The sequence below is a fragment of the Kitasatospora sp. NPDC057223 genome (assembly GCF_042669755.1).
Taxonomy (GTDB): Bacteria; Actinomycetota; Actinomycetes; order Streptomycetales; family Streptomycetaceae; genus Kitasatospora.
Genome location: NZ_JBHUWW010000148.1, coordinates 1 through 20990, shown reverse-complemented (window position 1 = coordinate 20990; position 20990 = coordinate 1). Strand labels below are relative to the sequence as shown.

The window sequence follows — 20990 nt, the reverse complement described above, 5'->3', positions numbered from 1 at the left end:
CGGCCCCCCGGGTGTCCCCCCCGGGGGGCGCCCCCCCCCCCCCGCGGCGGGGCCCGGGCCGGCCCCCCCCCCCCCCCCCCCACGGCGCTGCCCGGTCAGCCGGCCTCGGCGCGGATGAACCGGGCCAGTGCGGCCACTCCCGCGACGATCTGCTCGGTCGTCAGGGAGCTGATCGAGAGCCGAAGTCGGCGCTCGCCGCCGCCGGCCGGGTAGAAGGGGGCCATCGGCGTCCACAGCACCCCGTGGTCGCGGGCGCAGCGCTCCATCGCCGCCTCGTCGGCGGCGAACGGGAGCGTCAGCACGGCGAAGAAGCCCCCCTCGGGCCGGTTCCAGTCCAGCCCGATCCGGCTCCGCAGCGGTTCGGGGAAGTGGCGTTCCAACTCCCCCAGCAGGGTGCCCAGGTTGGCCGCGTAGAAGGCGGTCGCGCGGGCGTTGGCCGCGCGCAGGCGGCAGTCGTGGCGCAGCAGCATGCCGCCGATCACGGCCTGGCTGAGCGCCGGGGTGTTGACGGTCGTCATGCTCTTCAGCTTCGCCAGCTGGTCGGCCAGCAGGGTGCGCCGGCCGTCGGGTGCGCGGACCTCCTGGTCGGCGACCACGTAGCCGAGCCGGGCGCCGGGGAAGCAGGTCTTGGCGAAGGAGCCGAGGTAGACCACCTGCCGGTACCGGTCGAGGGCCTTGAGGGTCGGCCTGCTGCCCGGCTCGCGGGCGAAGAACCCGTACGGGTTGTCCTCGATGACGAGCAGGCCCTCGGCGGCCGCCACCGCCAGCAGCCGGGCGCGGGCCTCGGTGGGCATGCTCGTCCCCGACGGGTTGGCGAAGTCGGGGACGACGTAGAGCGCGCGCGGGCGCCGCCCGCCGGCCCGGACGGCCCGGGCCGCGCTGCGGACGGCGTCCGGATCCGGGCCGCCGGCGGCGCCCTCGGGCACCGGCACGGTACTGAGGTCGAGCAGGCGGGCCGCGCCGGTGACCCCGACGTAGCACGGCGAGCTGACCAACAGGACGTCGTCGGGGCCGGCGCAGAGCGCCCTGAGCACCAGCAGCATGCCCTCCTGGGCGCCGACGGTGAGCACCAGCGACTCGGGCGGCACGTCCAGGCCCTCGTCGTTGGCCAGCGTGCGGGCGACCAGCCCGGCGATGACGCCCTTGGTGGGCCCGTACTGGAACAGCGTGCTGCGGACGGCCTCCGGGCCGAGGCCGCGGTCGGTGAGGTGGGCGAGGTAGGCGTCCAGGTAGTCGTGGACGTCGGCCGGCTCGAAGAAGCCCTCGTACGGGCGCCCGGGCGCGAAGGAGACGGCCTCGGGGTAGCGGGAGGTGGCCTCGTTGAGGAAGGTCATGGCGTCGAGAAGCGGGTCCGAGAGGGAGCCGTGCAGCTCGTCGAGGGGCAGCGGCCCGCTCACCGGAAGGCCTCGCGCAGCCGGTCGGCGGCGTACTGCTGCGCCTCGCCGCCCGCGTCCAGCACCCCGGCCATCGCGAAGAACCCGTGCGGCATGCCGTCGTAGCGGCGGGCGTCGACCGGCACGCCCGCGGCGCGCAGGGCGTCTGCGTACTGCTCGCCCTCGTCGCGCAGCGGGTCGTACTCGGCGGTGATCACCGTGGCGGGCGGCAGCCCCGACAGGTCGGCGGCGCGCAGCGGGGACGCCAGCGGGTCGTCGCCGTCCGCGGCGGCGGCCAGGTAGTGGCCCCAGTACCACTGCACCGAGCGGCGGTTGAAGAGCATCGGGTCGTCGTTCTCGCGCAGCGAGGGGGTGTCGGCGCGGTGGTCGGTGTTGGGGTAGACGAGCAGTTGGTGCCGCAGGGCGGGGCCGCCCTCGGCGCGGCAGAGCAGGGCGAGGGCGGCGGCCAGGTTGCCGCCGGCGCTGTCGCCGCCGACGGCGATCCGCCCCGGGTCGATGCCGAGTGCGGCGGCCTGCCCGGAGAGCAGGCGGACGGCGGCCCGGCAGTCCTGGACGGCTGCGGGGAAGGGGTGTTCCGGTGCGAGCCGGTAGCCGACGGAGGCGGTCACGCAGCCGGCCGCGTTGGCGAGCCGGCGGCAGAGGGCGTCGGAGGTGTCGAGCGAGCCCAGGGTCCAGCCGCCGCCGAAGAGGTAGAGCAGGGCGGGCAGCGGCCCGGTGTCCGGGACGCCGGCCGGCCGGTAGAGCCGCAGTGCCAGCGGGCCACCGGGGCCGGGGATGCGGTGCTCCTCGACCGCAGCGACCGGCTCCGGGGTGCCGGCGGCGGCCTGGATGTCGGCCAGGTCGGCGGCCCTGGCCTCGGCGGGGGTGAGCGTGTAGAGCGGTGGGGCCCCCGACTGCGAGCGGCGCTCGCGCAGGGCCTGGGCCTGGGGGTGCAGTGGCATGGGTGTCCTGTCGGTTCGCGGCGGCGGGGCGGCGCCGGGAGTCAGCGGTCGGCCTCGACGTAGATCGTCTCGTCGGTGCGGAAGGCCGTGTCGAGGTCGGCGACGTCGGGGCGCGCTCCCTGCCGGTAGGCGCAGGCGCGGATCTGCTCGGGGGCGAACCCGGCCCTGGTCAGGACGTGCCGGAGTTCGTCCAGGTCGTAGATCCACTGGTGGCCGTAGTACCGGAAGATCTGGTTCACCAGGAAGGCCGGGCGGGCGGGCATCGGCGGCCCGAAACCGAGCATGCCGAGCCGGCGGCGGTGGCGGGCGAGGAAGCCGTCGTCGGTGGCGTAGCCGACCAGGTAGCGGGCCAGGTCGGGGGTGGTGACGCGCAGGACGCCGCCGGGCCGCAGCACCCGCCTGGCCTCACCCAGCCAGTGCACCGCGACCGGCATCGTGACGTGCTCGATGAGGTGTTCGGCGTAGACCCAGTCGACGCTGGCGTCGGCGAAGGGGAGCGGCTCGGAGATGTCGAGCTGGGTGAAGCTGCGGTCACCGTCCACCCGGTAGAGGGTGCCGGGCTCGGTGGTCAGGCCGGGGCTGCTCAGGGCGGCCAGGTCGGTGCCCAGGCCGGCCGGGTGCGCCGTCCTGAAGGCGGCGAACTCGATCCCGGTGAGACCGAGTCCGAGGAAGTCCTCGCGGTCGCGCGGCAGCCCTGCGGCGACGGGTTCGAGTTTGTCGCAGGTGGCGACCTGCTCGCTGAAGCCGTCGAGGAGCACCGCGAGGCCGTCCGGATCGTCCCAGTCCCAGCCGGGAAACGAATCCTGCTTCTTCATGTCTGACGCTCCGTCTTTGTCATGCCTGGCACATATATTGCTGTTCATCTGACGCGTTCACGTAATTGCCGTTCGCGTCCTGTCAGTTCGCACACAATCCGGCCTGCCGGGCCACGGCGCCAGCGCGCTCCGGTCCAGATCCCGCAGCCTCGGGCGGCCCAGCAGGGCCATCGCGTCCTCCAGTTCGCCGCGCAGCAGGCCGAGGACGTGCGCCACCCCCTCCTCCCCCGCCCGGGCGAGCCCCCAGAGCACCGGCCGCCCGACCAGCACGGCGCGGGCCCCGAGGGCCAGCGCGGTCGCGACGTCCGTCCCGGTGCGCACCCCGCCGTCGAACAGGACGGGGAACTCCGGCGGCAGCGCGTCCACCACGGCGGGGAGCGCGGCCAGGCTCGGCAGGGCGCCGTCGAGCTGCCGGCCGCCGTGGTTGGAGACCACCACCGCGTCCACGCCGTGTTCGGCGGCGAGCCTGGCGTCCTCGGCGGTGAGGATCCCCTTGAGCACCAGCGGCAGGGTGCTGCGCTCCCGCAGCCAGGCCAGGTCGGCCCAGGTCAGCGTGGGGTCGAACTGCTCACGGGCGTGCGCCTCGATCCCGGAGGCGCCCGCACCGCCGCGGTGGCTCGCGGCCATCAGGGCCGGGTCGAGGTTCACCGCCCGGATCTCCGGGGGCACCGCGAAACCGTTGCGGGCGTCCCTGAGCCGCCGGCCGACCCGGGGGGCGTCCACGGTCAGTACCAGCGCGCGGTAGCCGGCCGCCTCGGCCCGCTCCACCAGGGCGGCCAGGGCGTCCCGGCGCCGCAGCCAGTAGAGCTGCAGCCAGAGCGGCCCGGTGGCGGCGGCCGCGATCTCCTCCAGCGTACGGCTGGCGAAGATCCCGGCGACCAGCAGCGCGCCGGCCCGGCCCGCCGCACGGGCGGTCGCGGTCTCCCCCTCGGGGTCGGCCAGCCGGTGGTACGCCATGGGGGCGATGCCGACCGGCAGGTCGAGCGGGCAGCCGAGCAGGGTCAGCGCCGGCTCGCAGTGTGAGACGTCGACCAGCGTTCTCGGACGCAGCGCGTGGGCGGCGAACTGGGCGAGATTGGCGGCGAGCGTACGCTCCGCCCCGCTGCCGCCCTGGATGAAGTCCCAGACCTCGGCCGGGAGCCGGGCACGTGCTTCGTGCTCGACCTCGGCCAGTGTGAGCGGTCCCACGGGCATCCTCTCCCGGACGGCCGCGATCGGACCAGTCCTGGGTCGGCAGCGTAGGAGGTCCAGACCTCATTGGTATAGACCTTGATTTGACGATTCGTCTGTGCAATTGTCTGGTTTCGGAATTGAGCATGACTTCCCGTGAACCGACGTCCATATCAACCTCCTCTGTGTGGAGTGGCGTTGACCGGCTTTCCCTCCCCCTTTCCGCACGCCGAAGCGCCGGAACACTGGGTGGAACAGTTCCTCCTCGCCGGCCCCGGCGACGAGGAGTGCCTCCACTTCGGCTCCACCGTCGACCGCGACACCCTGCGCGCCCTGGTCGCCGAGCAGCGCGACCGGCTCACCCGTGCCGGTCTGGCCCCCGGCGGAACGGCGGCCTTACGGCTGCCGCCCTCCCTGGGCTTCGTCGCCGCCCTGCTGGCCGGCTGGCAGCTCGGCGCGCAAGTCCTGCTGCTGGACCACCGGCTGACCGACCATGAGGTCGAGCAGGCGCTGGGCCGGCTGGCACCACAGGTCCTGGTGCAGTCGCCGCACCGCCCCTCGGCGGCGCTGCGCGGCTTCGCCGAGACCGATCCGGTGGCCGTACCGCTCACGGGCGGCCGGCCCGCCGCAACGGGCCACGTGCTGCTGCAACTCAGCTCCGGGTCGACCGGACCGTCCAAGGTCATCGCCCGCACCGCCACCGACCTGCTCCGCGAACTCGGCTGCTACCGGCAGCTCGTGGACTTCCCCGGCGGCGGCGACCGGGTCGTCCTGCTCTCCTCCGTGGTGCACGTCCTCGGGCTGGTCGGCGGGCTGCTGAACAGCCTGCACGCCCGGGCCCCGCTGAGCGTTCCCGAACGGATGACGGCGGCCGGGATCCTGGCGGCCGTCGCGGCGGACGGCCGCCCCACCACCGTGATCGGCGTCCCCTTCCACGCCGAGCTGCTGGCGGCAGTGGCGGCGCCGCCGCCACTGCCGCAGCTGCGCCGGATGATCGTGGCCGGCGAGCTGGTCCGCCCCGGACTGCCCGCGGCCTTCACGGCCCGGTACGGCGTCCCGCTGGGAACCATGTACGGGATGACCGAACTCGGCGTCATCGCGACCGACCTGACCGGCCGTCTGCACCCGCAGACCGAGCCGGTGGCCGGGATGGAGCTGCGCGAGACGGCGGGCGAGCTGCACATCCGCCAGACCGCCTCACCGTATCCGGGGCTCGCCGATCCGGCCCGCTGGTCCGACGGCTGGCTGCACACCCGGGACGCCGCCCGGCTGGACACCGGCTCCGGACGGGTGACCGTGCTCGGCCGCCGGGACTCGCAGGTCTCGATCGGCGGCCTGAAGGTCGACCTCGGCGAGGTCGAGCAGACCCTGGCCGCCCTGCCCGGAGTCCGCGAGGCCGTCGTGGTGTTCGACCGGGGCGCCGTCGAGGCGTACCTGGTCACGGACTTCGGCGCGGACGACGCCGCCGGCGGCAGCGCCGTCCGCGAAGCCGTCACCGCGCAACTCGCCGCCTACAAGCGCCCGCGCGCCCTGACGTTCCTGCCGGCCCTCCCCCGGACCACCACCGGCAAGCTCCTGCGGGACCCGGCCGCCCTGCGCGCCGCGGCCCCGGCCCCCGCATCCCCCTGACCCACCGCACCACCTCCTCCCCCGGACACCGCGCGCCAAGCGCAGTACAGGAGTTCACCATGCAGGACCGGATCCGCGAGTTCGTCCTCGCCGCGCTGACCGAGATGCAGTACGACGTGTCGGAGGTCACCGGCGACACCGACCTCGGCCCGGCCGGCCTCGACCTGGAGTCGCTGGCCCTGGCCGACCTGTCGGTGCAGGTCGAGGACGAGTTCGCCGTGAAGTTCGACCTGGACGAGATGGAGAACACCGCGCTGATGACCCTCGACGAGTTCACCGCCGACGTGGCCCGGCGGATCGCCGTCGGCACCGGCGCGGCGGCCACCGCCGGAAGCGCGGCGTGAGCGGCCTCGCGCCGCCGGGCCGGGCCGAGGTGCTGGTCATGCTGGCGGGCTTCGGCGAGCGCTCCGACGGCGCCGTCCACGAGTCCCTCGGTTCTCTCGAACTCACCTGGCTGATAGCCGAGTTCGAGCAGCGGTACGGGATCGAGCTGGATCTCCCGGACGAGCGGTTCGAGGCGATCCGCACGGTGGACGACGCCACCGAGGTGCTGCGGGCGGCCGTCCTCGCAGCAGTGCCCGGTGCTGCCGCCGGGAGCGTCGGGGCCGCGCGGACATGAGCGCCGACGCCCAGCCCGCCGCCCGGCCCGTGATCACCGGCCTCGGCGTACTCAGCGCCTTCGGCTCCGGCCTCGGCCCGCTGACCGCGGCGGCCGGCCACGGCAAGGCCGGCTTCAGCACGGTGGCCCGGTTCGACGTCTCCCGGCGCACGACCCGGCGGGCCGCGCTGGTGGCCGGCCCGGTGCGGCTCGCCGACGCCCTGCTCGGCGTCATCGGCGACGCCTGCCGCCAGGCCGGCCTGCCCGAGCGGGCCGGCCCGGACGAGGCGGCGGGGCCGGCCGAGGGGCAGCCGACGCCCCTGTTACTGGCCCTGCACAGCGACCTGGGCACCCGGGAGGCCGCCGCCACGGTGGCCGCCGGCGCGGCCGGCGCCTGGGGCGTCCCCGGAGTCACCCGGGTGTACACCGGCGCCTGCGTGGCGGCAGGCACCGCCGTCGCGGACGCGGCCGCCATGGTCGCCTCGGGGCGCCACCCCCGGGTGCTGGTCGCGGCCGGACACCTGGTCGAGCCCGGGGTCTTCGCGGCGTTCGACGCCGGCCGGGCACTCGCCCGCGACGGCGAGCTGCGCCCGTTCAGCACCGGGCGCACCGGCACCCTGCTGGGGGACGCGGCCGTCGCCGTCCTCGTAGAGGCCGAGGCAGCGGCCGGACTGCGCGGGGCCCCCGTGCTGGCCCGGCTGGCCGGCTGGGGCCGGTCCGGGGACGCGTACCACGTCTGCCGCCCCGTCCCGGACGGCGAGGGGATGGCGCGGGCCGCGGAGTCCGCCCTCGCCAGAGCGGGTGTCGCACCCACCGAGGTGGGCTATGTCAACGCCAACGGCACCGGCTCGCCGCTGGCGGACCGGGCGGAGGCGAGCGCCCTGCGCCGGGTGTTCGGCGCCCACACCGACCGACTGCCGGTCAGTTCGAGCAAGTCGGTGCACGGTCACGCCCTGGAGGCCTCGGCGCTGCTCGAACTCGCGGTCACCGTGGGCGCGTTGCAGAGCGGCCTGCTGCCGGTGAACGCCGGCCTGCTCGGCCGGGACGAGGAGATCGGGCTGGACCTCGTCCTGGACGGGCCGCGCGAGGCCCGCCCGCACTACGCGCTCAGCCTCAACTCGGCTTTCGGCGGCGCGAACACGGCGCTCCTGGTGGCCGCCCGGTGAGCGGGCTGCGGGTCCTGTCCGAGGGCCGCTGGCCCGGCCCCGGCGACCGGTCACTGCCGCCCGTCCCCGGCTTCAGCGCCTCCTCCTTCAACCCCCTGGTGGCCGAGACCGCCGAACGCTGCCTGCGGGCGTACCACGGGCCGCCCGGCGCACCGGGGTACGGTCCCAGCCGAACCGCGCTGCTGCTCACCAGCAGCGGCGGCGACCGGGGCACCGCCCTCGCCATCGACACCGCGGCGGCCTCCGACCGCCGGGTGCCGCCCCTGCTGTTCTTCCAGTCCAACCCCAATGCCGTGCTCGGGCACATCGCCGCCCGCTGGCAGCTGACCGGCCCCGTGGTCGCGGTCAGCCCGGCCGACGCCGTGCCCGGCGAAGTCCCGCCGGACGCCCTCGAACTGGCGGAGCTGCTCCTCGCGGACGGCGACGCCGACCAGGTCCTCGTCATCGCCGCCGAGACCGTCACCGCCACGGAGACCGTCACCGCCGCGGAGAGCACCGCCACCGACCGGGCCGTCGCCGTCCTGGTCGCCTTCGCCTGACCGCCCGCACGTACCTCGCACGCACCCTCGCCGCACCCCCACAGACACCCCGACGCGGTTCCCGCCGTCCCGCCTCGTACCAGCATGGCCAGCGCCATGGGAGGGATTCACCACCGTGAGCATTCGCAGCATCCGCAGCCTACTGGCGGACGATCCGCAGGTCGGCGCCGGCAACGTGCTGACCAGCAGGATCGCTCTCGGGCTAGGCCTCGACGAGCCACTGCTGACCTTCGACACCCCGGTCGACGGGCACGCCGCCTGGCAGCCCCTCACCCTGCGCGAACTCGACCGCGCCGTCCGGGCCAGGGCCGCCGCGCTGCACGCCCTCGGCATCGCCCCGCGCGACCCGGTGGTGGTCTACGCGAGCGACGCCGCCGACCACGTGCTGGCGTTCCTCGCGCTCGCCCGGCTCGGCGCGATCCCGGCCCTGCTGAACCCGAACCTGGACGGTGACCGGGCCTCCCGCTACATCAGCCGGCTCGGCGCCGTCGGCATCCTCGCCGACGCCGCGCACCTGGCCGCACTCGACGGCTTCGAACCGGGCGCCCCGGCGCTGCCCGAGATCGGCACCCTCGGGGCGGGCGACCCGGACGCCGCGCCGGAGCCCTACCGGCACTGGCACGGCGACCCGGTGGCGATCACCCACTCCTCCGGGACCACCGGGCTGCCCAAGGCCGTGGTGCACTCGCACGCGAGCCTCTACGCGGCGATCCGCCACCGTCTGTCGCTGCCCCGCCCGCAGGGCTCGGAGCGGATGCTCAGCGCGCTGCCCGCGCCGCACGCCGCCACCCTGATCGCGGTCAACCTGGCACTCAGCACCCAGGCCGAGATCGCGCTGCTGTCCCGGCAGGCGGGCGCCGGCGTGCTGGACGCGATCGAGCGCTGGCAGCCGCGCGGCGTGATCGGCTTCGCCGCCACCTGGGCCGAACTGGCCCACCACGACCTGGGCGAGCGCGGGCTCGACTCGGTCGCGCTGTGGTGGAACACCGGCGACTGCGCGCACGAGGTGCACATCCGCCGCCTGATCGCCGCCGGCTCGCGGGAGACCGTCACCCGGTCCGGCCGGTCCCGCGTCCCGGGCTCGCTGTTCGTGGACGGGCTCGGCTCCACCGAGATGGGCCACTCGCACTTCTTCATCACGCACGGGCCCGGCACCGACCGCTACGGCCGCTGCGTCGGCCGGCCGCACGCCTTCGTGGACTGCGCCGTGCTCGGCCCCGACGGCGAGCCGCTCGGCCCCGGCGAGGTCGGCGAACTGGGCACCTCCTCGCCGACGCTGGCGCTCGGCTACTGGAACGACTCGGCCACCACCTTCCGGACCAGGGTCCGCGGGTACTTCCTGACCGGCGACCTGATGTACCGGGACGAGGAGGGCTACTGGTACCACGTGGACCGGGCCGTGGACTCGGTCGAACTCGGCGACGGGAAGAGGCTGTTCACCGCGATGTCGGAGGAGCGGGTGCTCGCCCGCTGCCCCGACGTGCTGGACTGCACGGTCGTCGCCGTCAAGGACGGCGACCAGGTGGTCACCGACATCCTGCTGATCCTCGCCGCCGGCGCCGACCCGGAAGCCGACCGCACCAAGGAGGTGACGGCGGCGCTCGACGAGCACACGGCCGCGACGGTGCGCCAGGTCCTGGTGGTGGCGGACGACCAGATCCCGCTCGGTCCGACCGGCAAGGTCCGCAAGGTGCTGCTCCGCCAGCGCTACCTCGACTCGGTGGCCGCCCGGTGAGTGCCGGCGCACGACCCGGCGCCGTGGTCACCGGGATGGGCCTGGTCACCCCGGTGGGCCGCAAGCCCGCCGAGTTCTTCGACGCGCTGACCGCCGGACGCTCCGGCATCACGGCGCTGCCGGAGGGCCACCCGGCGCACGGCTGGCTCGAAGCGGCCGGGCTGGCCCCCGCGATCGCCGGCCGCGAGGTGCTGCCGCCGACCGAGACCCGCTGCGTGGACCGCTTCGTCCTGCTGGCCCTCGCCGCGGCCGACGACGCCCTCGCCGACGCCGGCCTGGTGGTCGGCCGGGACGTCGACCCGCGCCGGATCGCGGTGGTGCTGGCCACCGGCGGAGGCGGGCTGGAGACCTTCGAGCAGCAGTCGCACAAGCGCCTGGACCGCGGCCGGCCCGGCGTCAGCCCGTACCTGCTGCCCGGGATGCTGTCCAACATGGCCGCCGCCAGGATCGCCATCAAGCACGGGATCCGGGGCTACAGTTCGGCCGTCGTGACGGCGTGCGCGGCCGGTGCGCAGGCCGTCGCCGAGGGCCTGCGGCTGATCCGGGCCGGTGACGCGGACGTGGTGGTCTGCGGCGGCAGCGAGTCCTCGCTGCACCCGACGATCGCCGCGGCCTTCACCAACGCCCATGCACTGGCGCACGGTTGGGCGGATCCGGCGCAGTCGAGCCGGCCGTTCGACGCCGGCCGCAACGGCTTCGTGCTCGGGGAGGGCAGCGCCGTGCTCGTCCTGGAGCGCACCGCCCACGCGGACGCCCGGGGCGCCGCCGGCTACGCCGACCTGATCGGCTGGGGCGCGTCCACCGACGCCCACCACCCGACCATGCCGCGCCCCGACGGGGAGGGCGCGGCCGACGCGATGCGCTCCGCGCTGGCGAACGCGGGCCTGGCGCCCGCCGACATCGGCTACGTGAACGCGCACGGCACCGGCACCAAGCTGGGCGACGTCGCCGAGACGGCCGCGCTGCGCGCCGTGTTCGGCGACGAGCAGCCCGCCGTCAGCTCGACCAAGGGCTCGACCGGCCACCTGCTGGGGGCCGCGGGCGCGGTCGAGGCGGCGGCCACCGCACTGGCGGTGGCCCGCGGGGTGCTGCCGCCGACGCTGAACCTGGACAGTCCGGACCAGGCCTGCGACCTCGACCACGTCCGGGGCGCGGCCAGGCACCTGCCGGTGGGCGCCGCCCTGAGCAACGCCTTCGCCTTCGGCGGCCACAACATCAGCCTGATCTTCGGCCCGGCCTCGACCAGTCGTTCCAAGTAGCAGCCCACACCATCAAGCCGGGAGCTCCGTTGTCCATCCAGGCCATCACCCATGTCGAGTACCACTGCGCGGACGCCGAGCAGTCCGCGGCCGACCTCCGCGCCGGCTTCGGCTTCGCGCCCGACACCTACCAGCCGCCGGCCCGGCCCGGTGTGCACAGCGTCCACCTGCACCAGGGCGGCATCCGGCTGCGGATCAGCTCGGCCTCGGCCGCCGACCACCCGGTGGCGCGGTTCGTCGCCCGGCACGGGGACGGCGTCGCCGTGATCGCGCTCGGCTGCCCCGACCCGGAGGCGGCGCTGGACCGCGCCGAGCGCCACGGCGCGCAGGTGCTGGACCGCGCGCGCGGGCTGGTCGCCGGCTTCGGCGACGTGGCGCTGCGCTTCGTCGCCGATCTGCCGGCCGAGGCCGGCGACGCCCGTCCGGACGACCTGCTGGAGGCCCTCGACCACGTGGCGATCTGCGTGCCCGCCGGGGAGCTGGCTCCCGCCGTCCGGTTCTGCGAGGCCGCGCTCGGCTTCCACCGGATCTTCGGCGAGTACATCGAGGTCGGCGCGCAGGCGATGGACTCCAGCGTGGTGCAGAGCGGCTCCGGCGCGGTGACCTTCACCCTGATCGAGCCGGACACCGCCCGCCAGCCGGGCCAGATCGACAGCTTCCTGGACGCGCACGAGGGCGCCGGCGTCCAGCACCTCGCCTTCCGCACCCGGGACATCGCCTCGGCGGTGCGGACGGTGCGCGGGCGCGGCGTCGAGTTCCTGACCACGCCGGCCGCCTACTACGACGGCCTGGTCCAGCGCCTGGGGGAGACCGCGATCCCGGTCGCCACCCTGCGCGAGCTGGACATCCTGGTCGACCAGGACCACGGCGGGCAGCTGTTCCAGATCTTCGTCCGCTCGGTGCACTCCCGGCGGACGTTCTTCCTGGAGCTGATCGAACGCCAGGGGGCCGGGACGTTCGGCACCGCGAACATCAAGGCCCTGTACGAGGCCGTCGAGCGGCAGAACGCCACCGCGTCCGTCTGACCACCCCCGCCGAAGACCGACCCAGGAGGCCCGGCCCATGACGACCACCCCCCAGACGTTCCGGCTGACCGGCGCGGAGCGCGACCTGCTGCCCACCCCCGAGGAGGTCGCCGGCTACCTCGAACACGGCTGGTACCTCTCCCGCCGGCTGTTCTCCGACGAGGAGCTCGACACCCTCCAGGACGCCACCGAGAAGTACTACGAGGGCCACCGGGACCGCACGCTGGCCGTCCGCCCGCCGAACCTCGCCGCCTGGGAGCCCGCGCACGGGCCCGTCCAGCGGCACAACGACTACGTGCACCACGAGAGCGACGCGATCGGCGCGATCCTGCGCAAGCCGCTGCTCGGTGCGGTGGCGGCGCTGCTCGCCGGGGCCGAGGAGATCCGGGTCTTCCAGTCGACCCTGATCTACAAGCCGCCGGTGCCCGAGGAGCCCAGCAACCAGGTGCCGTGGCACTTCGACAAGCACTACTGGCACACCTCCTCCTCGGAGCGGATGCTGACCGCCTTCATCCCCTTCCACGACTGCGGGGAGAGGAACGGCACCATCACCATGGTCGACGGCAGCAACCGCTGGGAGGAGCTCCCCTCCGGGGAGGACTCCACCCGGCACTTCGCCCAGCGCGACCGCTCCGAGCTGGAGGGCCTGCTGATCGAGAACGCCCGGTTCAACGGCCAGGAGGTGCGCAAGATCCCGGTGGTCATCCCGCGCGGGCACGTCAGCTTCCACCACTGCCGCACCTACCACGGCAGCGGCGCCAACCTGGCCGACACCCCGCGCCGGGCGGTCTCGCTGCACCTCCAGGACGGCGCCAACGAGTACCGCCACGCCACCCGCCCCGACGGCAGCGCGGCCTCGTACAACCACGACGTGGTGGTGCGCCGCACCCCGGACGGCCGCCCGGACTACGCCGACCCGGAGATCTGCCCGCCGATCTGGCAGGGCGCCCTGTGACGACCCGTCAACCGGCCGTCCTGGACAGCCCCGAGGCCAGGTACCGGATGCTGCGGCTGATCCGCGGCTTCGAGGAGACGGCCCTGGGGCTGGTGAAGTCCGGCGTCATCACCGGCGGCATCCACCCGTACATCGGCCAGGAGGCGGTGGCGGTCGGCGTCTGCGCCGCCCTCGGCCCGCAGGACCGGATCACCAGCACCCACCGCGGCCACGGCCACGTGCTCGCCAAGGGCGCCGACCCGCGCCGCCTGCTCGCCGAACTCGCGGGACGGGTCGACGGGTTGAACCAGGGACGGGGCGGCTCGATGCACGCCGCCGACCTGTCGCTGGGCATCCTCGGCGCCAACGGGATCGTCGGCGCCGGCGCGCCGATCGCGGTCGGCGCCGCCTGGGCCTCCCAGCAGGCGGGGGACGGCCGGGTCGCGGTGACCTTCTTCGGCGACGGCGCCCTCAACCAGGGCGTGCTGCTGGAGGCACTCAACCTGGCCGCGATGTGGCGGCTTCCCGTGCTGTTCGTCTGCGAGAACAACGGCTACGCGACCACGCTGCCCGCCGCGACCGCGGTGGCCGGCAGCGCGCTCGGCCGGGCCGCCGCCTTCGGCATCCCCGCCGTCGAGGTGGACGGCATGGACACCGAGGCCGTACGGGCGGCGGCCGACGAGGCCGCCGGGCGGGCCCGGGCGGGCGGGGGGCCGGGCTTCCTGGAGTGCCGGACGTACCGGTTCGAGGGGCACCACACCATGGAGCGCCGGATGAAGCTCAACTACCGCAGCGCCGAGGAGATCGAGAGCTGGCGTGCCCGCGACCCGCTGTCACGGGCCGGCGCCGCCCTCGACCCGGGCCGCCGGGCGGAGATCGACGCCGGGGTCGACGCGGAGCTCGCCGAGGCCGAGCGGTTCGCGCTCGCCTCCGGGCACCCCGACCCGGCCGGTGCCTGCGAGCACCTGTACGCGGACGGGCTCCGGCCCAGGGCGGGGGCGGTGGCATGAGCAGGCTCTCGTACACCAAGGCCCTCAACCGGGCGCTCGGCGACGCGCTGGCCGCCGATCCGGCGGTCTGCGTGTTCGGTGAGGACGTCGGCGCCGGGCTGGCCGGGCCGACGCTCGGGCTGCTGAGCCGTTTCGGGCCGGGCCGGGTGGTGGACACCCCGCTGTCCGAGCAGGCCTTCACCGGGATGGCGATCGGCGCCGCGCTGGCCGGGCGGCGGCCGGTCATCGAGTTCCAGATCCCCTCGCTGCTGTTCCTGGTCTTCGAGCAACTCGTCAACCAGGCCCACAAGTTCTCGCTGATGACGGGCGGCCAGGCGAGCGTCCCGCTGACCTGCCTGGTGCCCGGATCCGGCTCCCGGGACGGCTGGGCGGGCCAGCACTCGGACCACCCGTACAGCCTGTTCGCGCACGCCGGGGTGAAGACCGTGGTGCCCGCCACCCCCGCCGACGCGTACGGGCTGCTGCTCTCGGCGATCCGCGACCCGGACCCGGTCGTGGTGTTCGCGCCGGCCGCGGCCCTCGGCGTCCGCGAGAACGTCACCGGGGAGCTGGCCCCCGTCCCGCTGGGGTCGGCGCGGGTGCACCGCGCGGGCACGGACGTCACCCTGGTCGCGGTCGGCCACCTAGTGCACGACGCCCTCGCGGTGGCGGAGGAGCTCGCCGACGAGATCTCCGTGGAGGTGTTCGATCCCCGGACGCTGTACCCGTTCGACTGGGCGGCGCTCGCGGCCTCGCTGGAGCGCACCGGCCGACTGGTGGTCGTCGACGACTCCAACCGCAGCTGCGGCATCGGCGGCGAGGTGCTGGCGACCGCCGCCGAGGAGATGCGCCTGATCGCCCCGCCCCGCCGGGTCACCCGCCCCGACGGCGCCGTCCTCCCCTTCGCCCCCCTGCTCGACCGCGCGCTGCAGCCGGGCCGGGAGCAGGTGCGGCACGCCCTGCGCGCCGTCATGAAGTAGCACCAGCAGTAGCCCCACGCCCCCACACCACGTACTGCCCGAGGAGTCCGAACATGTCGACAAATCGCTACCACTGGGACCGCTCGCACCCCGGCCTGTCCGGCCTCCAGCAGGCGATCGAGCCGCTGCGCCGGGAGGTCGTCGAGCACAGCATCTACGGCGGCCTGAACAGCATCGAGCGGGTCCGTACCTTCCTGGACCGCCACGTCTTCGCGGTCTGGGACTTCATGTCGCTGCTGAAGAGCCTCCAGCGCGAACTGACCAGCGTGGACGTGCCCTGGGTACCGTCCGGCCCGACCGCCAGCCGGCGGCTGATCAACGAGATCGTCCTGGTGGAGGAGAGCGACGAGCTCGGCGAGGGCTTCATCAGCCACTTCGAGCTGTACGTCGACGGGATGCGGCAGGCGGGCGCGGACCCGGCGCCGGTCGAGGCCTTCCTCGACCTGCTGCGCGGCGGCGTCCCGGTGCCGGAGGCGCTGAAGTCCGCCGGAGTGCCGCAGGCGGCCGTCGACTTCACCACGACCACCTGGGAGATCATCGACAACGCCCCGGTGCACTGCCGGGCCGCCGCCTTCGCCTTCGGCCGGGAGGACCTCATCCCGGACATGTTCGCCCAGGTCATCAGGATCGACGACACCGACGGCGTGCTGACGGTCTTCAAGGACTACCTGGCCCGCCACATCGAGGTCGACGGCGAGCAGCACACCCCGATGGCGATGCAGATGCTGATCGACCTGTGCGGGGACGACACCGCGAAGTGGGAGGCGTGCGCGGAGACCGTCCGCGCGGCGCTGCAGGCCCGGGTGCGGCTCTGGACGGCGATCGAGGCCGCCTTCCCGGCGTAACCGCCGATGCGGCCCGGGGGCCGGTCACCCGCCACGGGTGGCCGGCCCCCGGCCGTTCCTCAGACCACCTTGCGCACGGCCGCGGCCAGCGGGGGCAGGACGTCACCCGGGTCGCGGAATCGGTGCAGCGCGGCGCGCCCGTCCGCGCCGCGCAGCCGGCCGGCGAGCCGGGCGGGGAGGACCACGGTGAAGAGGAAGCCGGTGCCGTCGAAGCCCTCGACGCCCCAGGAGACCCAGGGCAGCGGGAGGTTGGCCGCCGGGCTGAAGAACACCGGCCGGGCGCCGCCGAAGCTGACCGTGTAGGCGCCGAACCGGCTCCAGTTGGAGAAGGTGAACCGGCGCCGTGCCGGGTCGAAGCCGAGCGGGACGCAGTCGGCGAAGCGGTCCCTGCCGATCGCCTCCAGGAAGGCGAGGTTGGCGCGCAGGTTCAGGTGCGAGCCGGTGAAGTCCTCGACCGCCGTCCGGATCGCGGCCGCGAGGGCCGCCGGCCCGTCCTGCGGGACGCACGGCAGGTGGATCTCGCTCAGCAGGTTGCCCACCAGGCCGGCGGGCAGCCCGAGCGGGCGCCGGACGTTGACCGGCATGGTCAGCCCGCGGACTTCCCCGTCCTCGTCCAACTCACGGACACTGCTCACGACATGGGCGCACAGGGCGTCGTTGGAGGAGAGCCTGCGCCCGGCCTGCGCGCTGAACGCGAGGCGCATCCGTTCGATCTCGGCGTCGCCGAAGTAGACCTGGACGGTGCGGTTCGCCCGGGCCGCGTTCGCCACCTCGGCGCCGAGGAAGGCGGCCTCCGCCGCATCGGGCAGCCGGAACCCGGGCCGGCCGCAGTCCTCCGCCGGGAGCACCTTGCCGAGGTAGGCGTCCTGGTCCTCGACGAGCTGCGCCTGCGGCAGCTCCAGCCCCTCCACGGCGGCGGACCAGGCGCGCATCAGCAGCATGAACGTCTGGACGTCGCCGACCGCGTGGTGCCAGGAGCAGCCGAGCGCGCTACCGCCGCCGGCGAGCCTGCTGACCCGGACGGTGAGCAGCGGCAGCCCGCCGGCCCGCGCGGGCGAGGCCTCGACCGGCTGGACGAGCTGCGCGCTGGCCAGGGTGACCCGCCCCATCGCCTCGGGCAGTGTCTCGTCGACGTCGTAGCTGTCCACCGGCACGCCCGAGTCGTCGCAGACGATCTCCAGCCTGCCGTCGGCGGTGCGCAGCCGGCCCGCGAAGACCGGCAGCAGGTCGAGCGCGCGGGCCAGCCCGGCGGCGAGCCGATCCTCGTCGAGGGCCTGCTCGAAGAAGTACACGACCGAGACCGACAGGTCGGCGAGCATGGTGTCCACCAGCCCGCAGCGCACCACCGTCCCGGGGGCGTGCCCGGCGCGGACGGTACGGGATTCGCGCAGTTGAGGCCAGGCACTCATGGTGTCGTGCTCCGTTTCGAGGGTCGGGCCCGTGGCCGGACGGAGCGTCAACGGCGCTGCCACGCAAGGGAGCCGGCCGGGCGGCTTCGGCACACCCCGAACGATAGGGCAGCGGGAGTTCGCAATCCAGTGGTCTAGTCCAAATATCGATCACTGGTCAAAAGGGGGTCCGCGCGGACCGGGGGCCGGTCAGCCCAGCCGGCTCCGGGTGCTGCCGGGGCCGGCGGCGGCGCGGCGGGTGCGGGCCGGACGGGAGGGGCGGACGTCCGACGGCGCGGGCGCCCCGGCCGGTGCGGTGTACGCGGCGAGGGCGGCCTTCGCGGCGGCCAGTGCGATCCTCGCGGGGATCTCCGGCTCCGGCACGCCGCGTTCGCGCATCGCGCTCTGGCAGTCGGCGCACCACACCGGGCTGGCCGGCCCGTCGGGGTACCGCATGGACTCGGGCGGCAGGTAGTGGGTGCCGCACTCCAGGCACTCGAAGAGGTACCTCATCCGACGACCACCGTGCCGCTGCCGCCGCACATCGAGCACGGCGACCAGAAGTGGTGCGCCTTCGGCGCCAGCCGGCCCTCAGCGTCGCGTTCGAGCGTGTGCTCGGTCTTCTCGGTGCCGCGCAGGCCGCCGCACGCGGTGCACGTCCTGATCTCTGCCCCTGCCATGAACATTGCCCTCCGTAGCCGGATGACGACCGTACCTCCGGACGGCCGCCGCCGGGAGCGCTTCGCCCGCCGATTCACCGCCAGGACGGAGCCGGGCGGGCTCCCGAACGGATGCCCGGCCGGTGGCGGGCGACCGGCGGGCGGGCCGGACCGCACACGGTCGTCACGATTTCTCCGTCGAACAAGCACAGGGCGGCGGCGCGGCCTCCGCCGGGCCCCGCAGGGAGACGCTGGTCAGGCCGGTTGCCCCGGCCGGGCGCCGGGCGGGGCGTCAGAAGGCGGGCTTGACATCGGAATTGGTCCAGTCCATTTTGGTCAACTACTCCCCCGCACCTCCACCCCCACGCCCCCACCGGAGGTACCCCCGTGAACGTCCGCACCCGCCTGCCCGCCGCCGGCGCAGCCGTGCTGCTGGCAGCAGCAGCCGCGCTCACCGCGCCCACCACGGCCCATGCGGCCAACCTGCTCACCAACCCCGGCTTCGAGAGCGGCTCGCTCTCCGGCTGGTCCTGCTCCGGCGGGCTCGGCTCGGTCGTCTCCACGCCCGTCCACGGCGGCGCCAAGGCGCTGGCCGGCGCCGCGAGCGCCTCGGACACCGCCAAGTGCGTCCAGACCGTCTCCGTCCTGCCGAACACCACCTACTCGCTGTCGAGTTGGGTCCGCGGCAGCTACGTCTACCTGGGCGTCACCGGCGCCGGCTCCACCTGGACGTCCTCGGCCGCCGCCTACAGCAAGCTCACCGTGTCCTTCACCACCGGCGCCGCGCAGACCAGCGCCGAGGTGTACCTCAACGGCTGGTACGGGCAGGGCACCTACTACGCGGACGACGTCAGCCTCGACGGCCCCGGCGGCGGGGGCACGGTGGACACCCAGGCGCCGACCGTGCCGGGCTCGCTGGCCAGCAGCGGCAAGACCTCCTCCACGGTCTCGCTGTCCTGGACGGCCGCCACCGACAACGTCGGCGTCGCCGGGTACGACGTGTACAGCGGCACCTCGAAGGTCGCCACGGCCACCGGCACCAGCACGACCGTCACCGGCCTGTCGGCGAGCACCGCCTACGCCTTCACCGTCAAGGCCCGCGACGCGGCGGGCAACACCTCCGGCGCGTCCAACACGGTGAACGTGACGACCGACGCGGGTGGCGGCACCGGCACCGGCTTCAAGCAGGCGGCGCCGTACCTCTACAACGGCTGGGGCAACCCGCCGGCCGCGACCACCGTGATGAACGCCACCGGCGTCAAGTGGTTCACGATGGCGTTCATCCTGTCCTCCGGCGGCTGCAACCCGGCCTGGGACGGCCAGCGCGCGCTGACCGGCGGCGTCGACCAGAGCACGATCAACTCGGTGCGGGCGGCCGGCGGCGACATCGTCCCGTCGATCGGCGGCTGGAGCGGCAACAAGCTGGGCCCGAACTGCGCCACCGTGGCCGACCTGGCCGGCGCCTACCAGAAGGTGATCGACGCCTACGGCCTGAAGGCCATCGACGTCGACATCGAGAACACCGACGAGTTCGAGAACAACACCGTCCAGGACCGCATCATCGGCGCGCTCAAGCTCGTCAAGCAGAACAACCCCGGCCTGCGGACCATCCTCACCTTCGGCACCGGCACGGGCGGGCCGACCGGCGCCGGCAACCGGCTGATCGAGCAGTCCAAGGCGCTCGGCGCGGACATCGACGTCTTCACGATCATGCCGTTCGACTTCGGCAACGCGTCCACCGACATGTACGCGAGCACCGTCAGCGCCGCCGAGGGCCTCAAGGCCAAGCTGAAGTCCGTCTTCGGCTGGGACGACGCCACCGCGTACGCCCACATCGGCATCTCGGGCATGAACGGCGTCAGCGACAACCAGGAGGTCACCACCGTCCAGAACTGGACCGGTATCCGGGACTGGGCCAACTCCCACCACATCGCCCGGCTCGCCTTCTGGTCCGTCAACCGCGACCGCGGCTGCGCGGGCGGCGGGCTGGCCGAGAACTGCTCCGGCATCGCCCAGAGCGACTGGCAGTTCACCTCCATCACGGCCGGCTTCACCGGCTGACGTCCGACCCCGGCCCGGGCCGCCTCCGCAGGGGCGGCCCGGGCCCCGGCGGGCCCGCTATGGCCCGCGTTGGCGGAACTACTGTCAGGTCGACTGCTGCATCTGCCGGTCGGCCACCGGGATTTGGCCGATGTGACCCTGCGGCGGGCGGAGCGCAGCTGCAACGATGAGCCCGCCATGGATCTCGGACAGGACGTGGGGCGGGGTGTACGCGCAGGGCGGGCCGCGGTGTTCGCGGCCGTCTGCGTGCTGCTCGCCTCGCTCGGGCACGTCCTGGTCTCGGGCACGGCCGTCCCGGGGTGCGCCCTCCTCGCCGCCCTCGCGTCGGCGGGCAGCGGCGCGTGGTGGTTCGCCGACCGCGAGCGCGGTCCCCTGCCGGTGATCGGCGCCACGGTCGGGGCCCAGGCCGGCCTGCACCTCCTGTTCTCCCTCTGCTCCCTGTTCTCCCTGTGCTCACCGGGGCCGGGTGCCGTCGCCCCCCAGGCGGCGGGAGGCGGACGGCCCTGGGCCGAACTCCTGCTGGGCGGGGCGCACCGCGCGACACCGGCCCGGGCGGCCGGGCTGGCCGAGGCGGCCGACCTGGCCGCCGTCCCGGGGGCGGACCTGGAACTGGGCGCCCACGCGCACCACGCCGCCGCCGCGCTCGCACTGCCCGCCCACCAGGGCTGCCGGACGATCGGCATGCTGACGGCCCACCTGCTCGCGGCGCTGCTGGTCGGCCTCTGGCTGTCGGCCGGCGAACGGGCCCTCTTCCGGGTCGGCCGGACCCTCGCGGCCCGGCTCGTCACCCCGGCACTGCTGATCCTCCACCCGGCCCGGCCGCCGCACCGGCCGCAGCCGCCGCGCACCGCCGGCGCCGACGG

21 protein-coding genes are annotated in these 20990 nt (G+C 74.6%); 14 read left to right on the top strand and 7 right to left on the bottom strand.

From position 1 onward, the window contains the following. Positions 1-95 precede the first annotated feature (95 nt). The 4 genes from ACFUK0_RS34260 to ACFUK0_RS34245 are packed head-to-tail and all read right to left on the bottom strand — an operon-like array spanning position 96 to position 4344. Complete coding sequence (locus tag ACFUK0_RS34260) at positions 96-1397, bottom strand: PLP-dependent aminotransferase family protein (protein WP_380256845.1); 1302 nt, start codon at positions 1395-1397, stop codon at positions 96-98. Continuing rightward, on the bottom strand, positions 1394-2335 hold the full coding sequence (locus ACFUK0_RS34255) for an alpha/beta hydrolase (RefSeq protein ID WP_380256843.1): 942 nt from the start codon (positions 2333-2335) through the stop codon (positions 1394-1396). The genes ACFUK0_RS34260 and ACFUK0_RS34255 overlap by 4 nt, the downstream gene beginning before the upstream one ends. A gap of 41 nt (positions 2336-2376) precedes the next feature. Beyond that, a complete protein-coding gene (locus ACFUK0_RS34250) occupies positions 2377-3150 on the bottom strand; it encodes a methyltransferase domain-containing protein (protein ID WP_380256841.1) in 774 nt (257 codons plus the stop codon). Between the two features lie 57 nt (positions 3151-3207). Beyond that, positions 3208-4344, bottom strand: coding sequence for an alpha-hydroxy acid oxidase (locus ACFUK0_RS34245; RefSeq protein ID WP_380256839.1), 1137 nt, complete (start codon positions 4342-4344; stop codon positions 3208-3210). 225 nt (positions 4345-4569) lie between these two features. Between ACFUK0_RS34245 and ACFUK0_RS34240 the strand changes: the two genes are divergently transcribed. The 12 genes from ACFUK0_RS34240 to ACFUK0_RS34185 all read left to right on the top strand — a co-directional run bounded on the left by ACFUK0_RS34240 (position 4570) and on the right by ACFUK0_RS34185 (position 16019). Further along, a complete protein-coding gene (locus ACFUK0_RS34240; protein WP_380256837.1) occupies positions 4570-5949 on the top strand; it encodes a class I adenylate-forming enzyme family protein in 1380 nt (459 codons plus the stop codon). Between the two features lie 59 nt (positions 5950-6008). Beyond that, the gene (locus tag ACFUK0_RS34235; protein WP_380256835.1) at positions 6009-6293 is read left to right on the top strand and encodes a phosphopantetheine-binding protein; all 285 of its coding nucleotides are present in this window, start codon (positions 6009-6011) and stop codon (positions 6291-6293) included. Continuing rightward, positions 6290-6568: an acyl carrier protein gene (locus ACFUK0_RS34230; RefSeq protein WP_380256833.1), complete on the top strand. Its 279-nt coding sequence runs from the start codon at positions 6290-6292 to the stop codon at positions 6566-6568. Before ACFUK0_RS34235 ends, ACFUK0_RS34230 begins: the two co-directional genes overlap by 4 nt. After that, on the top strand, positions 6565-7713 hold the full coding sequence (locus ACFUK0_RS34225; RefSeq protein ID WP_380256831.1) for a beta-ketoacyl synthase N-terminal-like domain-containing protein: 1149 nt from the start codon (positions 6565-6567) through the stop codon (positions 7711-7713). Before ACFUK0_RS34230 ends, ACFUK0_RS34225 begins: the two co-directional genes overlap by 4 nt. Next, positions 7710-8252 (top strand): beta-ketoacyl synthase N-terminal-like domain-containing protein, encoded by a 543-nt coding sequence (locus ACFUK0_RS34220; RefSeq protein WP_380256829.1) that lies wholly within the window; start codon positions 7710-7712, stop codon positions 8250-8252. Before ACFUK0_RS34225 ends, ACFUK0_RS34220 begins: the two co-directional genes overlap by 4 nt. Positions 8253-8367: 115 nt before the next feature. Continuing rightward, positions 8368-9987 carry a class I adenylate-forming enzyme family protein gene (locus ACFUK0_RS34215; RefSeq protein ID WP_380256827.1) on the top strand — a complete coding sequence of 540 codons (1620 nt, stop codon included), beginning with the start codon at positions 8368-8370 and terminating at the stop codon, positions 9985-9987. After that, positions 9984-11246, top strand: a complete 1263-nt coding sequence (locus ACFUK0_RS34210; protein ID WP_380256825.1) for a beta-ketoacyl-[acyl-carrier-protein] synthase family protein — start codon at positions 9984-9986, stop codon at positions 11244-11246. The genes ACFUK0_RS34215 and ACFUK0_RS34210 overlap by 4 nt, the downstream gene beginning before the upstream one ends. 29 nt (positions 11247-11275) lie before the next feature. Next, positions 11276-12271 carry a 4-hydroxyphenylpyruvate dioxygenase gene (gene hppD, locus ACFUK0_RS34205; protein ID WP_380256823.1) on the top strand — a complete coding sequence of 332 codons (996 nt, stop codon included), beginning with the start codon at positions 11276-11278 and terminating at the stop codon, positions 12269-12271. Between the two features lie 37 nt (positions 12272-12308). Further along, the gene (locus tag ACFUK0_RS34200; RefSeq protein ID WP_380256821.1) at positions 12309-13226 is read left to right on the top strand and encodes a phytanoyl-CoA dioxygenase family protein; all 918 of its coding nucleotides are present in this window, start codon (positions 12309-12311) and stop codon (positions 13224-13226) included. Next, the gene (locus ACFUK0_RS34195; protein ID WP_380256819.1) at positions 13223-14215 is read left to right on the top strand and encodes a thiamine pyrophosphate-dependent dehydrogenase E1 component subunit alpha; all 993 of its coding nucleotides are present in this window, start codon (positions 13223-13225) and stop codon (positions 14213-14215) included. Before ACFUK0_RS34200 ends, ACFUK0_RS34195 begins: the two co-directional genes overlap by 4 nt. After that, positions 14212-15174 carry an alpha-ketoacid dehydrogenase subunit beta gene (locus tag ACFUK0_RS34190; protein WP_380256817.1) on the top strand — a complete coding sequence of 321 codons (963 nt, stop codon included), beginning with the start codon at positions 14212-14214 and terminating at the stop codon, positions 15172-15174. The genes ACFUK0_RS34195 and ACFUK0_RS34190 overlap by 4 nt, the downstream gene beginning before the upstream one ends. A 53-nt stretch (positions 15175-15227) precedes the next feature. Next, positions 15228-16019: a DUF3050 domain-containing protein gene (locus ACFUK0_RS34185; RefSeq protein ID WP_380256815.1), complete on the top strand. Its 792-nt coding sequence runs from the start codon at positions 15228-15230 to the stop codon at positions 16017-16019. Positions 16020-16078: 59 nt separating this feature from the next. On the opposite strand, the gene ACFUK0_RS34180 is transcribed toward ACFUK0_RS34185, so the two are convergent. The 3 genes from ACFUK0_RS34180 to ACFUK0_RS34170 all read right to left on the bottom strand — a co-directional run bounded on the left by ACFUK0_RS34180 (position 16079) and on the right by ACFUK0_RS34170 (position 18087). Next, positions 16079-17428: an acyltransferase gene (locus ACFUK0_RS34180; RefSeq protein ID WP_380256813.1), complete on the bottom strand. Its 1350-nt coding sequence runs from the start codon at positions 17426-17428 to the stop codon at positions 16079-16081. 189 nt (positions 17429-17617) lie between these two features. Beyond that, positions 17618-17920 carry a hypothetical protein gene (locus ACFUK0_RS34175; RefSeq protein WP_380256812.1) on the bottom strand — a complete coding sequence of 101 codons (303 nt, stop codon included), beginning with the start codon at positions 17918-17920 and terminating at the stop codon, positions 17618-17620. Further along, positions 17917-18087 carry a hypothetical protein gene (locus tag ACFUK0_RS34170; RefSeq protein ID WP_380256811.1) on the bottom strand — a complete coding sequence of 57 codons (171 nt, stop codon included), beginning with the start codon at positions 18085-18087 and terminating at the stop codon, positions 17917-17919. Before ACFUK0_RS34170 ends, ACFUK0_RS34175 begins: the two co-directional genes overlap by 4 nt. 366 nt (positions 18088-18453) lie before the next feature. Here ACFUK0_RS34170 and ACFUK0_RS34165 point away from each other — a divergent pair, with 366 nt between their 5' ends. Together ACFUK0_RS34165 and ACFUK0_RS34160 are read left to right on the top strand one after the other, a co-directional pair. Next, complete coding sequence (locus tag ACFUK0_RS34165; protein WP_380256810.1) at positions 18454-20127, top strand: carbohydrate binding domain-containing protein; 1674 nt, start codon at positions 18454-18456, stop codon at positions 20125-20127. 177 nt (positions 20128-20304) lie between these two features. Further along, on the top strand, positions 20305-20990 hold a 686-nt coding region (locus tag ACFUK0_RS34160; protein WP_380256809.1), incomplete at its 3' end, for a hypothetical protein.